The following is a 15,618-nucleotide window of genomic DNA, read 5'->3' on the forward strand; positions in this document are numbered from 1 at the left end:
GGAGGAGGTCAAGGAAATACGACACCTCCAGCAAATAACGGAGGAGGTCAAGGAAATACAACTCCACCAGCGACCACACAACCAGAGACTGGCGGTAATGCAGGAGAGACCCCTGCTAATAATGGGCAATAAGAAAAATTTATAAAAAATATTAAAAAGCACTTAAGATTTGTGAAAATTACAATCTTAAGTGCTTTTTTCGTTTAAATGTAGTAGCTATGAAATGATGTGTTTTAAATGTTAAACGTACCATAAAAATTTTGAAAATAAATTGATGGGAAATGATAAAAGACTTGAGCCTGAGGTAGTGGAGCGTGGCTAGGATGATAAAAGGTAGTGCTACTTGGATGGGCACCATGATGCCAAAATGAAGGGGTAGCTTGACCTGGTGATTGGTATTGTTGCCAAATTGCTGGAAGTTCAATGCCGACATCGGAACTTGCTGTATGAACGGCGGGGGCATGTATTTCGGGTATCGAAGGAACCGCGACAGTTACTCTTGATGATAATACCCACATAAAATAATCACTCCTAAGTTGTGATAATAAATTAGTATATTCTTTTCACACGTATAAAGGTACATATATAGGACTTTCGTTTAAAATATGCGTACAAAGTCTTAAGACTAATGTAAGCTGATGGTGGACTATTTAATATGAAAAGATACGTCTATTTGCGGAGGGAAAAGAGATAAAAAAAATATACAATGAGGGTGTTAATCGTAATATTTTACGAGTGTATGGAGGTATTTTTATGGAACGATTATGGACGAAATCATTTATTCAAATGACTTTCGCAATGTTATTTTTATTTACAGGATTTTATTTACTTGTTCCAACGCTCCCGCTCTTTATTAAAGAGATAGGTGGCAATGAATCGCAAGTTGGACTTATGATGGGGATGTTTACAATAGCTGCTGTTGTAATACGACCGATTATTGGAGGAATGTTAGATCAATATGGTAGAAGATCCTTTATTATTTTCGGACTCATCTTTTTTGGCTTAACGATGTATTCCTATAATATAGCATCGACTATTGTCCTTTTAGCTGTTTTACGTGTTATTCACGGAGTAACATGGGCTGTTTCTACAACAGCTGTTGGAACAGCAATAACGGATATTATTCCAGATTCACGCCGCGGTGAAGGTATGGGTTGGTACGGGATGGCGATGACAATTGCAATGGCGATCGGACCTATGATTGGATTATGGGTTGTGCAAAATTATTCATTTGATGGTCTATTTTTATTAGCGACGTTGTTATCTTTTATGGCAGTCGTATTATCATTAATAACGAAGATCCCATTTACGCCACAAAAAGAAAAAGGGAAAATTCAGCTATTTGAGAAATCCGTATTAACAATCACGATTGTAGTATTCTTTTTATCGTTTGCATATGGAGGAATAACAACCTTTTTACCGTTATTTGCATCATCAATTCATGTAAACCCGGGAACTTTCTTTCTTGTATATGCAATTGCATTAACAATTGTAAGACCAATTTCAGGGAAACTATTAGATAAGTATGGAGAAGTATTCATTATACTTCCAGCATTATGTATTACTATTTTAGCTATAGTTGTTTTAACTATTTCAAATGGTTTGATAGGTGTAATTATCGCAGCAACATTATACGGTATTGGATTTGGTTCAGCGCAGCCAGCTTTGCAAGCGGCAATGCTTACAATTGTCGATCCGAGTAAAAGAGGAGTTGCAAATGCTTCATTTTTTACAGCGTTTGATTTAGGAATCGGGTTAGGTGCTATTTTACTTGGAGTTGTTTCACAAATGTTTGGTTATCGTATTTTATTTTCAGGGAGTGCAATTTCAGCATTGATAGCCTTAATTATTTTCGTCTTCTTTGTAAAACAACGATTAGGAAAAAAAGAGTTTGCGTAAACTGGAGGAATAAAGATGAGAATTTCAATTGATCGTAAAGCTCTGCAATGGTTCCAGGAAGAATTACGTATAAAGCACGGTGAATCTGTACGTTTTACTGTAAGGTACGGAGGGGATAGTTCAATTCAGCCTGGATATTCTTTAGGGGTTGTTGCTGAGAAACCCGATGGCGAAATAGTGTCAGTTGAGAAGGAAGGTATTATATTTTTTGTAGATTCTGATGATCTTTGGTATTTTCAAAACTATGATTTATTTGTAAGTTATCATGAGGAAATGGAAGAAATTCAATTTAATTATGTAAAATAATAACTTTATTAAAAATGAATAAGTTTTATATAAAAATTATATTTAAGAGATAGTGAAATAAATATCATATAGTAACGAGCTGTATTTATGTACAGCTCGTTTTTTCTATTTCTCAAATAAAATTAGAATAATTGTATATTTGGCGGTGTTATATGAAAAATCTTTATATCTTGTTTTTGAAAATACGCAAAGAAGTCTATCCTTTCTTTATAAAATATAAGAATTATTTTCAAAAAATTGTATTGTTACAGTAAGAAAAGTGTAGGAAACTTATCATTATAAAATAAATTGAAATCTTCTAAAAACTCTGATACATTGAAATAGAAATGTAGTTTCACAATATTGTAAAGGCTTACAGTTATGTGCACGAAGATCTATTAGGATTGGAGGAAATAATGATGAAAGCTGAAGAGAAATTTTCCCCGGGATTAGATGGTATAGTGGCAGCGGAGACGAAAATCTCGTTTCTTGACACAGTAAAAGGTGAAATTGTAATTCAAGGGTATGACTTAATCGAACTCTCAAAAACAAAAGAGTATTTAGACATTGTGCACCTTTTATTGGAGGAACACCTACCGAATGAAGATGAAAAAGTAACACTTGAAAAGAAATTAAAAGAAGAATATGCAGTACCAGAAGGTGTATTCAACGTACTAAAGGCATTGCCTAAAGAGACGCATCCCATGGATGGATTACGTACAGGTGTGTCAGCGTTAGCTGGTTACGATAATGATATCGAAAACCGCTCGTTAGAAGTGAATAAAAGCCGAGGGTACAAGCTGTTAAGTAAAGTGCCAAACATTGTAGCGAATAGCTATCATATTTTAAATAATGAGGAGCCAATTGAACCTCTTAAAGAATTATCTTATAGTGCGAATTTCTTCTATATGTTAACTGGTAAAAAACCAACTGAACTTGAGGAAAAGATCTTTGATCGTTCCCTTGTTTTATATAGTGAGCATGAAATGCCAAACTCTACATTTACAGCTCGCGTTATTGCATCAACACAATCAGATTTATACGGTGCTTTAACAGGTGCAGTTGCATCTTTAAAAGGAAGTTTACATGGCGGTGCAAATGAAGCGGTTATGTACATGCTTTTAGAAGCTGGTAATGTTGAGAAATTTGAAGAGTTATTACAGAAGAAACTATATAACAAAGAAAAAATTATGGGCTTTGGACACCGTGTTTATATGAAGAAGATGGATCCAAGAGCACTTATGATGAAGGAAGCTTTAAAACAGTTATGTGATGTAAAAGGTGATTATACACTATATGAAATGTGTGAAGCTGGAGAAAAGATTATGGAAAAAGAAAAAGGAATTTATCCAAATCTTGATTATTATGCAGCTCCAGTATATTGGATGCTAGGTATTCCAATTCAACTTTACACACCAATCTTCTTTAGCTCTAGAACAGTGGGGTTATGTGCGCACGTTATTGAGCAACATGCAAATAATCGTTTGTTCCGTCCACGTGTAAATTATATTGGCGAGCGACATGTACTTAGTAAATAAGAACAACTGGGGAGTTGTTAGCGCCGCCCGCCAGATGGGTGTTTGACCGACACCCATCATTAATAATAACGAATTTTCGACAGAAAGGGAAGAATAGCATGATTAAAACAAATGAAATTAAGCAAAAAGATGCATTATTAGAAGAGATTACCGATTATGTATTAAATAAAGAGGTTACTAGTGCAGAAGCATTCAGTACAGCTCGTTACGTATTACTTGATACACTTGGATGTGGAATTTTAGCACTGCAATATCCAGAATGTACGAAATTACTAGGACCAGTTGTGCCAGGAACAATCGTGCCAAATGGTACACGTGTACCAGGTACGTCTTATGTACTAGATCCAGTAAAAGGTGCATTTAATATCGGATGTATGATCCGTTGGTTAGACTATAACGATACTTGGCTTGCAGCAGAGTGGGGACATCCATCTGATAACCTAGGCGGAATTTTAGCAGTTGCAGATTATATTAGCCGTGTTCGTATTTCAGAAGGAAAAGAAGCTTTAAAAGTACGTGAAGTATTAGAAATGATGATTAAAGCACATGAAATTCAAGGCGTGCTTGCTTTAGAAAACAGCTTAAACAGAGTTGGTCTTGACCATGTATTATATGTAAAAGTAGCAACAACTGCAGTAGTTGCGAAAATGCTTGGCGGAACACGTGAAGAAATCTTTAATTCATTATCACATGCGTGGATTGATAATTCTAGTCTTCGTACATATCGTCATGCTCCAAATACGGGCTCACGTAAATCATGGGCTGCAGGTGACGCAACGAGCCGCGGTGTTCATCTTGCAATGACTGCTCTAAAAGGTGAAATGGGTTATCCAACAGCATTATCTGCGCCAGGATGGGGATTCCAAGATGTATTATTCAATAAACAAGAATTAAAATTAGCAAGACCACTAGAGTCATATGTAATGGAAAATGTATTATTTAAAGTGTCATATCCAGCAGAATTCCATGCACAAACGGCTGCAGAATGTGCAGTGAAGTTGCATCCGGAAATTAAAGAGAGATTAGATGAAATTGACCGTATTACAATTACAACTCATGAATCAGCAATTCGTATTATTGATAAAGAAGGTCCATTAAATAACCCAGCTGATCGTGATCATTGCTTACAATACATTACGGCAATTGGTTTATTAAAAGGAGATATCGTTGCAGACGATTATGAAGATGCAGTAGCAAACGATCCACGTGTAGATGAATTACGTAATAAGATGGTTGTTGTTGAAAACAAACAGTACAGTTTAGATTACCTTGACCCGAACAAGCGCTCAATCGCCAACGCTGTTCAAGTTCACTTTAAAGATGGCACAGTAACAGAAAATGTGGAATGTGAATATCCGCTTGGTCACCGCTTCCGTAGAGACGAAGCAATACCAAAAGTTGTTCAAAAATTCACTGCAAATATGGCAGGTCATTATTCTAGTAAGCAACAAGAACAAATTCATGAAGTTTGTTTAAATGAAGAAAAACTAGAAAATATGAATGTAAACGAATTTGTAGATCTATTCTTAATTTAATAATAGGGGGGAATTTAGAATGGCTTGGGTTGTGAAAAAACAGTCAACACAAGAGGAGCTTGCGAATCGATTCCGAGCTTTAGTAGAAGCAAATGAAATTTTGCAAATTCCAGGTGCTCATGATGCAATGGCAGCTCTTGTTGCGAAAAATACAGGTTTTTCAGCTCTTTATTTATCAGGAGCTGCTTATACTGCAAGTAAAGGTTTACCAGATTTAGGTATCGTGACGTCTACTGAAGTGGCTGAGAGAGCAAGAGATTTAGTAAGAGCTACAGACTTACCTGTTCTTGTTGACATTGATACAGGATTTGGTGGTGTACTAAATGTGGCGAGAACAGCTGTAGAAATGGTGGAAGCGAAAGTAGCAGCTGTCCAAATTGAAGATCAGCAATTACCAAAAAAATGTGGACATTTAAATGGTAAGAAACTTGTTACTACAGAAGAATTGGTTCAAAAAATTAAAGCGATTAAAGAAGTTGCACCGAGCTTATACATTGTAGCACGTACTGATGCTCGTGGCGTTGAAGGATTAGATGAAGCAATTGAAAGAGCAAATGCATATGTAAAAGCAGGTGCAGACGCAATTTTCCCTGAAGCGCTTCAATCAGAGGAAGAATTCCGTCTATTTAATAGTAAGGTAAATGCACCTTTGCTTGCGAATATGACTGAATTCGGAAAAACTCCATATTATAGTGCAGAGGAATTTGCGAATATGGGTTTCCAAATGGTTATTTATCCTGTAACTTCACTTCGCGTTGCAGCGAAAGCGTATGAAAATGTGTTTGCTTTAATTAAAGAAACAGGTTCTCAAAAAGATGCACTTTCTAATATGCAAACGAGAAGTGAATTATACGAAACAATTTCATATCATGACTTTGAAGAGTTAGATACTGGTATTGCAAAAACAGTATTATCAGAAGATCAATAGATAAAGCAGCGAAGGCGATGAAAATACATCTTTGGCAAAATAAAATGCTTGATGTGAAAAATCATCGCCTTCTATTTTCAAAAAAGATATTCCACTCATCGTAGACGAGCATAAGCAAAAAGCTATGAAAGCCGAATGATAGGGGGATACATATGGAGAAAACGAAGTTACCATGGGATGAATTCTTTTCACTTAATAAAGATATAAATCATACTTACTTTACACCAGAAGATTTTTCAGGTGATGAAGATTTAATCGCAAAAACGACAGAACAATTCGTTAAACAAGAAATTGTTCCACAAATGGAGAATATTGAACAACATAACTATAAAGTTTCTCGTCAATTATTTGAGAAAGCTGGGGAACTTGGATTATTAGGCATTGAGGTACCAGAAGATTATGGCGGGTTCGAGTTAGGAAAGGCTGTCTCAGGTCTTGTAGCAGAGAAAATGGGTTACGCTGGTGCGTTTAGCGTTTCTTTTAATATACACGCTGGTGTCGGTACATTGCCTTACATATATTATGGAACGAAAGAGCAAAAAGAAAAATATTTACCGAAAATCGCATCGGGAGAATGGATTGGGGCTTATGCTTTAACAGAGCCAAATGCTGGTTCGGATGCATTAAGTGCAAAAACAAGCGCCGTATTGAATGAAGAGGGAACAGCTTGGAAGTTAAATGGTGAGAAGCAATGGATTACAAATGCTCATATGGCAGATGTATACGTTGTTTTTGCGAAGACAAATAAAGGAATGACAGCGTTTATTGTCGAAAGAACATGTGAAGGTGTATCTATTGGATTAGAAGAAAAGAAAATGGGGATTAAAGGTTCTTCAACAGCGACTCTTATTTTAGAAGATGTTGTCATCCCTGCTGAAAATGTTTTAGGGGAAGTTGGGAAAGGGCATCACGTAGCCCTTAATATTCTTAACTTTGCTAGACTTAAACTTGCTTTTGGAAATATTGGAACAGCAAAACAAGCAATTGGTTTGTCGGTTCAATATGGAAAAGAGCGAAAACAGTTCCAAACGGAATTAGTAGACTTTACGATGATTCAAGAGAAAATTGCAAATATGATCATTGCTACATATGGAGCCGAAAGTGCAGCTTATCGTACGGCAGGTGTAATCGATGAAGCAATTCATGAGAGCGATGAAGATCTTATGAAGAAAATGTCCCAATTTGCAATTGAATGTGCACTGAATAAAGTAAATGCTTCTGAAACACTTGCTTATATCGTAGATGAAGCTGTACAAATTCATGGTGGTTACGGTTATATGCAAGAGTATGAGGTAGAACGATTATATCGTGATGCTAGAATTAGTCGTATTTTTGAAGGAACGAACGAAATTAATAGATTAACAGTTGCCAAAATGTTAATGAAGCAAATCGAACAATTAGAAGATACTGAAGTAGAAAGTGATGTAGCAAATGTAGAAAGAAACCATCGTTACATTTTATTAGCGAAAAAATTGTTGAAACAATCTTTGAAAACGCTCTCTAAAACTCCAGGCCTAAAAATTGACCAAGAACAAGAATATTCACGTGTAATTTCAAATATGTTGACGGACGTGTACGTCATGGAATCAGCGTTTTTACGTACGAGAAAAGAGATAAGTAAAAATGGTGAGGAAAAAGAACGTACGAAGCAATTAATAACGGATGTTATTTGTGAAGAAGGATACCGTAAAGTAGAAGAAGCGGCGATTTCTGTACTTTCAGCGGCTGTCACAGAAGAACAAGATAGACATGTGATTTTAGCTGAAATCCGTCAATTATTAGTGCCTTTATACACGAACGTATTTACGAAGAAGAGAGAAATTGCGAAAGCTATTATAAATCGCGGGAAATATATTGTGTAAATAGGAGGAAAGCGATATGAAAAAGATTGGTTTTATCGGTTTAGGTAACATGGGCCTTCCAATGTCAAAAAATCTAGTTAAATCAGGTTACACAGTATATGGCGTGGACTTAAATAAAGAGGCGGAAGCGTCCTTTGAAAAAGAAGGCGGAATTATCGGTCTATCAATCTCAAAACTAGCAGAAACATGTGATGTAGTTTTTACAAGTTTACCTTCACCTCGCGCTGTTGAAGCGGTATATTTTGGAGCAGAAGGATTATTTGAAAATGGTCACTCGAATGTAGTTTTCATTGATACAAGTACGGTATCGCCGCAGTTAAACAAACAGTTAGAGGAAGCTGCAAAGGAAAAGAAAGTAGACTTTTTAGCAGCACCTGTGAGCGGTGGTGTAATAGGAGCCGAAAACCGTACATTAACGTTTATGGTTGGTGGATCAAAAGACGTATATGAGAAAACGGAATCTATCATGGGCGTACTAGGCGCGAACATTTTCCACGTTAGTGAGCAGATTGATAGTGGTACAACTGTTAAGTTAATTAATAACTTATTAATTGGTTTTTATACAGCTGGTGTGAGTGAAGCTTTAACATTAGCGAAAAAGAATAATATGGATTTAGATAAAATGTTTGATATTTTAAATGTAAGTTACGGTCAAAGTAGAATTTATGAACGTAATTATAAAAGTTTTATAGCACCTGAAAACTACGAGCCAGGATTTACTGTGAACTTATTGAAGAAAGATTTAGGATTTGCAGTTGACTTAGCTAAGGAAAGCGAACTCCATTTACCGGTAAGCGAAATGTTATTAAACGTATATGACGAAGCGAGTCAAGCTGGATATGGTGAAAACGATATGGCTGCTTTATATAAGAAAGTTAGCGAGCAATTAATTTCTAATCAAAAATAAATTATACAAAGGAGAGAATACAATGATTACAACTGAAATTAAACGAGTAAAAAATCACATTAACGGTGAGTGGGTTGAATCGACAGGTACGGAAGTAGAAGCAGTTCCAAATCCAGCGACTGGAAAAATTATCGCTTACGTTCCACTATCTCCAAAAGAAGATGTTGAAAAAGCTGTTGAAGCGGCAAAAGCAGCATTCGAAACATGGTCTAAAGTACCAGTTCCAAATCGTTCAAGAAATTTATATAAATATTTACAGCTATTACAAGAAAACAAAGATGAGCTTGCAAAAATCATTACGCTAGAAAATGGTAAGACGCTAACGGATGCAACAGGTGAAGTACAGCGTGGTATTGAAGCGGTAGAACTTGCAACATCTACGCCAAATTTAATGATGGGTCAAGCACTTCCGAATATCGCTAGCGGAATTGATGGATCGATTTGGCGCTACCCAATCGGAGTTGTTGCTGGTATTACACCGTTTAACTTCCCGATGATGATTCCGTTATGGATGTTCCCACTTGCAATTGCTTGCGGTAATACATTCGTATTAAAAACATCTGAAAGAACGCCACTTTTAGCAGAGCGACTTGTAGAATTATTCTATGAAGCAGGTTTCCCAAAAGGCGTATTAAATTTAGTGCAAGGCGGAAAAGATGTTGTAAATAGCATTTTAGAAAATAAAGATATTCAGGCTGTTTCGTTTGTTGGCTCTGAGCCGGTAGCTCGTTACGTATATGAAACAGGTACGAAACACGGAAAACGTGTACAAGCATTAGCAGGTGCGAAAAACCATGCGATTGTAATGCCAGATTGCAATCTTGAGAAAACAGTACAAGGTGTAATTGGATCTGCATTTGCAAGTAGTGGAGAGCGCTGCATGGCATGCTCAGTAGTAGCAGTAGTGGATGAAATTGCTGATGAATTTATTGATGTATTAGTAGCAGAAACGAAAAAATTAAAAGTAGGCGATGGCTTTAACGAAGATAACTATGTTGGACCATTAATCCGTGAATCTCATAAAGAGCGCGTTTTAGGCTATATTAATAGCGGTGTAGCAGATGGGGCAACTTTATTAGTAGATGGCCGTAAAATTAATGAAGAAGTTGGAGAAGGTTACTTTGTAGGTGCGACAATCTTTGATGGCGTGAATCAAGAAATGAAAATTTGGCAAGATGAAATTTTTGCTCCAGTATTAAGTATTGTACGTGTTAAAGATTTAGAAGAAGGTATTAAACTAACAAATCAATCTAAATTTGCAAATGGTGCGGTTATTTATACGTCAAATGGTAAACATGCACAAACATTCCGTGATAATATCGATGCTGGTATGATTGGTGTAAACGTAAACGTTCCAGCACCAATGGCATTCTTCGCATTTGCAGGAAATAAAGCTTCATTCTTTGGTGATTTAGGTACAAATGGTACAGATGGCGTTCAATTCTATACACGTAAAAAAGTTGTAACTGAGCGCTGGTTTTAATATAGAGTAAACAACCAAATCAGTTATTAGATGAAAACCACCACTATTAATAGTGGTGGTTTTCGTCTTGTTAATTATTTTTTTCAAAAGCTAGTTTAATACCAAATCCAATTAGGACGACTCCTGTTAGCCCTTGAATATAACGTTGCGTCTTCGGTTTTTTCATAAAAGCACTAATTTTATCAATTAAAAATATATAAAATGCAAACCAAATGACTGTTAAAACGAGGTAAGTAAGGCCCATTACAAGAAGTTGAATAAATGTATTATGATTTGGATTTAAAAATTGTGGTAAAAAAGTTAAAAAGAAGACTGCTACTTTAGGGTTTAATAAATTTGTAAGAAATCCTTGGCGAAAGCAAGAAGTATGTTCGTTTTCATTATTCAAAGATAGATCATTTGTATCTAAGTTTTCTTTGTTTCTTACTGCTAAAAGGGCTTTAATACCGATATATATTAAATAGAGAGCCCCAACGTACTTGAAAATAGAAAATAAAAGAGCTGACTTTACAATAAGTGCAGAAAGACCAATTACAGCAGCTAAAGTATGAATTAATAGTGCAATACATGTACCAAACACTGTTTTCACTCCACCGACTTTACCAGCAACCAATGTATTTTTCGTAGCCATTGCTGTATCTGGACCAGGTAAAATGATAAGGCAAATAGACATAATGATGAAAAGAAGATAATTTTCTATCATAGCCGCCCCTCCTTTTTATTTTTAGAATATTTGATTAAAATCAGTGTAGCACAAAAATGGATTTAATAAAATTAAATTTTATTAAAAATAATTAAATAAAAAAGGCTATATAGTAGCTGTAATTACACTACTATATAGCCTCGATTTTATACCGCTATTTGCGGGTAGTAAGATTTTCACCACACAAGATTTAGCTGAAGCAAAGAAGTTAGGTGGGGGATGAACAAAATATCCCCTCATGACAATTTCATTTTATGCATTAAGTAAGTTAAAGAAACGATTGACATCTTCTTCTGAAACGTCACTTAACTGTTTATATTTATAATTCGGATTTTGATCTTTATCAACGACAACGGAGCGTACTCCTTCGAAGAAATCTTCATGTCTCATGAAGTTTTTAGCAAGTATAAGGTCCGTAGCGAAACATTCTTCAACGGATTTATCTTGTCCATCAATAAACTGTTTTAATGTTACTTTTAGTGAAATAGGGGATTTTGATAACAGTATTTCTTTCGTTTTTAGAGCAAAGGAGCTTTCATCTTTCTCCAATGAATGGATGATTTCTTCAATTGTATCGAAAGCAAAATGTGAATTGATTACTTCTAATGAAGGAGCGAGCTCGCTTTCTAAGTTTGGAGCAGTTGCAAATGTACGAATAACTTCTTTTAAATTAGTATGTACATCATCTTCTTTATGCCAATTTACACTTTCAAGTTCAGTAAGAAACTCTGGTAATGAATCAGATGTCATAAAGTAATCTGCAGCATTAATAAATAATACGTCAGAAGCTTTTAAAATAGATGCTGTTAAAGCAACGAAGCGTCCTGTATATCCAGGTGCTTTATTTAAGAAATATGCAGCTCCGACGTCTGGGAAGAAGCCGATATTCATCTCTGGCATTGCCCATTTCGTACGCTCAGTTACAATGCGATACTTCGCACCATTTGTAAGACCGACACCACCGCCCATTACAATTCCATCTAAACAAGCAATAATCGGTTTTGTATATTGATAAATATATGTATCAATTTCATACTCTTCTTCAAAAAAACGTTCTGCATGTTGCAATGCCACTTCATTGGAACGCGCTTCATAAAGAGTTTTAATGTCGCCACCTGCACAAAAACCTTTTGTGCCAGCTCCTTTTAACACGATAAGTGCAATACGCTCATCGTGTTCCCACTCTTTAAGTTTTTGTCCGATAGGTTGTAACATGTCATAAGATAAAGAATTAAGTGCTTTTGGACGGTTTAAAGTAATTGTCGCAACGCCGTTTTCACTAACAGAAAATAAAACTTGTTCAGTCATAATGCATCCTCCCTTACATATCTTCTTATTCTTAATTCTTGATATGTACTGAAATGTCCTTTATAAATTTTGTCAAAAGTTGACGGTAAATATTAATTTGGTCACTGCATATTTTGACGAGTTATCTTTGCAGGATTTCAGAGACTGAGGGGGAATATTACAACATTACTGTAAGTGTAATTATTTGAAGTTATAATGATAAAAGCGCTATTATATAGGTGTGAAATGTTCATTATCAATTCTAAAAGTGTGTTTGAAGAAAAAATAAATCGTACAATTGTAATAAAAAATTTTACACTGAATTAGAAATAGAGAAAGGAGAAATCGGAATGCCAGGACCTTTACTATTGTCGGTTATTATTTTGTCTTTTTTAATGATAGGAATAACGCAGTATTTTCATCATACAGATACGACAGAAGAAGTGAAGGATAAAGTACGTCTCGTATTTCCGATTTTTATAATATCTATTTCATTCTGTATTTTATTAAATAAAGATGGCTACATTGTCGCAGTGTTCTCATTTTTCGTCGCAATCGTCTTAATTACCGTTTTATATTATGTAATGAAAGACTTTATACAAAAATAAAGATGTCACAATAGGCATTTTTATTTTGGGGGAAATGTAAAATTTCACATACCGTATTTTATATAAAATACATAAAGCATATAACAATAGAAAAGTGTGTACTTTGCTGTGTATGTACTTGTCAATCTTGCATAGCCACTATACTATTAAAATGTAGAGATTATAAAAAGGGGTTGTATCTATCATGAAATTTGAGATGCACACAAAAATTATTTCAAATGAAAAAGAAGTAAGATTACATATTGAAGAAAATATATTTCAATTAATATTGGATGGTTACCACTTATTTACAATTAAAGAAATATTGCCTTTATATAAATCAAATGAAGAAAGAATTGGAAGTGCAACGATATTGAAACTAGAGTGGGAGAACGGAAAAACTACAATAAACTATCAACTCGTTTCACTAAAATCAGTAAATTAAAAGGAGTAGAAAAATATGAAGTTATTTCATACAGCGGATTGGCATTTAGGAAAGCTTGTTCATGGCGTGTATATGACTGAAGACCAAAAGATTGTATTAGATCAGTTTGTACAGGCTGTTGAAGAAGAAAAACCAGATGCTGTAATTATTGCAGGGGATTTATATGACCGAGCAATTCCACCTACAGAAGCAGTAGACTTATTAAATGATGTGCTGCAAAAAATAGTTATTGATTTACAAACACCAGTTATTGCAGTAGCTGGTAATCATGATAGTCCGGATCGTATCCATTTTGGAAGTAGTTTAATGAAAAAACAAGGATTACATATTGCAGGTCAATTTCAATTCCCGTACGAACCTGTTGTACTAAATGATGAATATGGAGAGGTTCACTTCCATCTAATACCGTATGCAGACCCAAGCATAGTTAGACACGTGTTGAAAAATGAAGACGTACGTTCTCATGATGATGCGATGCGCATTTTTATGAATGAGCTCTCTGAAACGATGGATAAAGAAGCTAGACATGTATTTGTTGGACATGCATTTGTAACTTCTTCAGGAGAAGCGGAGGAGAATACAAGTGATGCAGAACGACCACTTTCAATTGGTGGTGCTGAATATGTAAATAGTCATTATTTTGATAAGTTTCATTACACAGCGCTTGGACATTTACATCAAGCGCATTTTGTACGTAATGAGACCATTAGATATTCAGGTTCACCACTTGCCTATTCAATTTCTGAAGAGAAACATAAAAAAGGTTATTACATTGTAGAACTGAATGAAACTGGTGAAGTAGCAATTGAAAAAAGGTTACTTTCACCACGTCGTAAAATGCGAACAGTAGAAGCGAAAATAGATGAATTATTACAGCATCCAGTAAGTGAAGATTACGTATTTGTAAAATTATTAGACGAAAACCCTGTCTTACAGCCAATGGAGAAAATACGATCTGTATATCCAAATGCAATGCACGTTGAAAGAGCGATGCAAAGGCGAGAACTCACAGATACAAATGAAGTAACGGTTTCAAGACATAAAACGGATGATTTATCTCTTTTAAAGGCTTTCTATAAAGAAATGAAAGGGTTAGATTTATCAGAAGAGAAAGAACGCCTATTTATAGATGTATTACAAACAGTGCAAGAACGGGAAGGTGAACGAGGATGAGACCGATTCAGCTTATTATGACAGCATTCGGGCCATATAAACAGAAAGAAGTAATCGATTTTGAAGATCTTGGAGAACATCGTATTTTCGCTATTTCTGGGAATACGGGAGCTGGAAAAACAACGATTTTTGATGCGATTTGTTATGTGTTATATGGTGAGGCTAGTGGAGAAGAACGTAGTGATACGAGCATGCTTCGAAGTCAATTTGCTGATGATAATGTTTATACAAGTGTTGAATTAACCTTTCAGTTAAAAGGGAAACGCTATGAAATAAAACGGCAACTTGGACATAAAAAACAAGGGAATAAGACCATTACAGGACATGCAGTAGAATTATATGAAGTTATTGATGGAGAAAACGTTCCAGCCGTCGATCGTTTTCATGTAACAGACGTAAACAAAAAAGTGGAAGATTTAATTGGGTTAAGTAAACATCAATTTAGCCAAATTGTTATGTTACCCCAAGGGGAATTCCGAAAACTATTAACATCTGAGACGGAAAACAAAGAAGAGATTTTACGTCGTATTTTTAAAACGGATCGTTATAAATTAATGCGTGAGTTACTTGATCAAAAGAGAAAACAATGGAAAGATGTCTTGCAAGAAAAACAAAAAGAGAGAGAGCTCTATTTCCGTAATGTTTTTAAATTACCAATCCGTGATGGAGCATTATTAGAGACATTAGTGGCACAAGAACATGTAAATACGCATCAAGTAGTAGAAGCGTTAGAACAAGAAACAACCGTGTATAAGGCAGAGGTTGAGCAATTACAAGTAGAACAAGATGTTCAAACGAAGCAATTAAAGGATGCAGAAACACGTTTTCATGCAGCAAAATCTGTAAATGAGAAATTTATAGATTTACAACAAAAGAATGAGAAATATAACACTTTACAAGAGAACCGTGCAGCAATTGAAAAGAAAGAAAAATCCTTTAAACGTGCGGAACAAGCAAAGCGCTTATTACCATTTGAACAATGGTAT

The 15,618-nt window shown here is 35.2% G+C and carries 15 protein-coding genes; 12 read left to right on the forward strand and 3 right to left on the reverse strand.

What is annotated here, in order from left to right; translation table 11 throughout:
• Positions 1-233: 233 nt before the first annotated feature.
• Positions 234-518: a hypothetical protein gene (locus MR107_RS26275; protein WP_000270101.1), complete on the reverse strand. Its 285-nt coding sequence runs from the start codon at positions 516-518 to the stop codon at positions 234-236.
• Positions 519-753: 235 nt separating this feature from the next.
• Here MR107_RS26275 and MR107_RS26280 point away from each other — a divergent pair, with 235 nt between their 5' ends.
• From MR107_RS26280 to MR107_RS26315, 8 genes are all read left to right on the forward strand, one after another.
• Positions 754-1,899: an MFS transporter gene (locus MR107_RS26280; RefSeq protein ID WP_000440662.1), complete on the forward strand. Its 1,146-nt coding sequence runs from the start codon at positions 754-756 to the stop codon at positions 1,897-1,899.
• A 15-nt stretch (positions 1,900-1,914) separates the two neighbouring features.
• A complete protein-coding gene (locus MR107_RS26285) occupies positions 1,915-2,205 on the forward strand; it encodes a HesB/YadR/YfhF family protein (protein WP_001222842.1) in 291 nt (96 codons plus the stop codon).
• Between the two features lie 395 nt (positions 2,206-2,600).
• Positions 2,601-3,722 carry a citrate synthase gene (mmgD, locus tag MR107_RS26290; protein ID WP_002041090.1) on the forward strand — a complete coding sequence of 374 codons (1,122 nt, stop codon included), beginning with the start codon at positions 2,601-2,603 and terminating at the stop codon, positions 3,720-3,722.
• Positions 3,723-3,820: 98 nt separating this feature from the next.
• Entirely contained in the window at positions 3,821-5,257 is a 1,437-nt protein-coding gene (gene prpD / locus MR107_RS26295; RefSeq protein ID WP_242292901.1) for a 2-methylcitrate dehydratase, read from the forward strand.
• A gap of 19 nt (positions 5,258-5,276) precedes the next feature.
• Complete coding sequence (gene prpB, locus MR107_RS26300; protein WP_000312639.1) at positions 5,277-6,185, forward strand: methylisocitrate lyase; 909 nt, start codon at positions 5,277-5,279, stop codon at positions 6,183-6,185.
• A gap of 152 nt (positions 6,186-6,337) precedes the next feature.
• Positions 6,338-8,047: an acyl-CoA dehydrogenase family protein gene (locus MR107_RS26305; RefSeq protein WP_226368459.1), complete on the forward strand. Its 1,710-nt coding sequence runs from the start codon at positions 6,338-6,340 to the stop codon at positions 8,045-8,047.
• Positions 8,048-8,063: 16 nt separating this feature from the next.
• Positions 8,064-8,954, forward strand: coding sequence for an NAD(P)-dependent oxidoreductase (locus tag MR107_RS26310; protein WP_000719409.1), 891 nt, complete (start codon positions 8,064-8,066; stop codon positions 8,952-8,954).
• Between the two features lie 22 nt (positions 8,955-8,976).
• Positions 8,977-10,437 (forward strand): CoA-acylating methylmalonate-semialdehyde dehydrogenase, encoded by a 1,461-nt coding sequence (locus tag MR107_RS26315; RefSeq protein WP_000633344.1) that lies wholly within the window; start codon positions 8,977-8,979, stop codon positions 10,435-10,437.
• A 70-nt stretch (positions 10,438-10,507) separates the two neighbouring features.
• Here the strand turns inward: MR107_RS26315 and MR107_RS26320 are convergent, their stop codons facing one another.
• Together MR107_RS26320 and MR107_RS26325 are read right to left on the reverse strand one after the other, a co-directional pair.
• Positions 10,508-11,140 carry a LysE family translocator gene (locus tag MR107_RS26320; protein WP_000572360.1) on the reverse strand — a complete coding sequence of 211 codons (633 nt, stop codon included), beginning with the start codon at positions 11,138-11,140 and terminating at the stop codon, positions 10,508-10,510.
• 252 nt (positions 11,141-11,392) lie between these two features.
• Positions 11,393-12,448, reverse strand: coding sequence for an enoyl-CoA hydratase/isomerase family protein (locus tag MR107_RS26325; protein ID WP_000139775.1), 1,056 nt, complete (start codon positions 12,446-12,448; stop codon positions 11,393-11,395).
• A gap of 329 nt (positions 12,449-12,777) precedes the next feature.
• On the opposite strand from MR107_RS26325, the gene MR107_RS26330 reads away from it, so the two are divergent.
• The 4 genes from MR107_RS26330 to MR107_RS26345 form a co-directional block, all read left to right on the forward strand.
• Complete coding sequence (locus MR107_RS26330; protein WP_001119404.1) at positions 12,778-13,035, forward strand: hypothetical protein; 258 nt, start codon at positions 12,778-12,780, stop codon at positions 13,033-13,035.
• A 184-nt stretch (positions 13,036-13,219) separates the two neighbouring features.
• Positions 13,220-13,459: a DUF2584 family protein gene (locus MR107_RS26335; protein WP_000667342.1), complete on the forward strand. Its 240-nt coding sequence runs from the start codon at positions 13,220-13,222 to the stop codon at positions 13,457-13,459.
• A gap of 15 nt (positions 13,460-13,474) precedes the next feature.
• On the forward strand, positions 13,475-14,632 hold the full coding sequence (locus MR107_RS26340; RefSeq protein ID WP_000765150.1) for an exonuclease SbcCD subunit D: 1,158 nt from the start codon (positions 13,475-13,477) through the stop codon (positions 14,630-14,632).
• Positions 14,629-15,618, forward strand: a 990-nt coding sequence (locus MR107_RS26345; RefSeq protein ID WP_242292902.1) for an AAA family ATPase, incomplete at its 3' end; no start/stop codon positions are given. The genes MR107_RS26340 and MR107_RS26345, both read left to right, overlap by 4 nt.

This window comes from Bacillus cereus group sp. BfR-BA-01441, from assembly GCF_022663075.1.
In the GTDB taxonomy this organism is placed as follows: domain Bacteria; phylum Bacillota; class Bacilli; order Bacillales; family Bacillaceae_G; genus Bacillus_A; species Bacillus_A cereus.

Bases quoted from the DNA above. Each gene is read 5' to 3' on its own strand.
- prpB (WP_000312639.1), top strand. From the start codon at position 5,277: ATGGCTTGGGTTGTGAAAAAACAGTCAACACAAGAGGAGCTTGCGAAT.
- MR107_RS26340 (WP_000765150.1), top strand. From the start codon at position 13,475: ATGAAGTTATTTCATACAGCGGATTGGCATTTAGGAAAGCTTGTTCAT.
- MR107_RS26305 (WP_226368459.1), top strand. From the start codon at position 6,338: ATGGAGAAAACGAAGTTACCATGGGATGAATTCTTTTCACTTAATAAA.
- MR107_RS26315 (WP_000633344.1), top strand. From the start codon at position 8,977: ATGATTACAACTGAAATTAAACGAGTAAAAAATCACATTAACGGTGAG.
- MR107_RS26285 (WP_001222842.1), top strand. From the start codon at position 1,915: ATGAGAATTTCAATTGATCGTAAAGCTCTGCAATGGTTCCAGGAAGAA.
- MR107_RS26325 (WP_000139775.1), bottom strand. From the start codon at position 12,448: ATGACTGAACAAGTTTTATTTTCTGTTAGTGAAAACGGCGTTGCGACA.
- MR107_RS26280 (WP_000440662.1), top strand. From the start codon at position 754: ATGGAACGATTATGGACGAAATCATTTATTCAAATGACTTTCGCAATG.
- prpD (WP_242292901.1), top strand. From the start codon at position 3,821: ATGATTAAAACAAATGAAATTAAGCAAAAAGATGCATTATTAGAAGAG.
- MR107_RS26275 (WP_000270101.1), bottom strand. From the start codon at position 518: ATGTGGGTATTATCATCAAGAGTAACTGTCGCGGTTCCTTCGATACCC.
- MR107_RS26310 (WP_000719409.1), top strand. From the start codon at position 8,064: ATGAAAAAGATTGGTTTTATCGGTTTAGGTAACATGGGCCTTCCAATG.
- MR107_RS26320 (WP_000572360.1), bottom strand. From the start codon at position 11,140: ATGATAGAAAATTATCTTCTTTTCATCATTATGTCTATTTGCCTTATC.
- mmgD (WP_002041090.1), top strand. From the start codon at position 2,601: ATGATGAAAGCTGAAGAGAAATTTTCCCCGGGATTAGATGGTATAGTG.
- MR107_RS26335 (WP_000667342.1), top strand. From the start codon at position 13,220: ATGAAATTTGAGATGCACACAAAAATTATTTCAAATGAAAAAGAAGTA.
- MR107_RS26330 (WP_001119404.1), top strand. From the start codon at position 12,778: ATGCCAGGACCTTTACTATTGTCGGTTATTATTTTGTCTTTTTTAATG.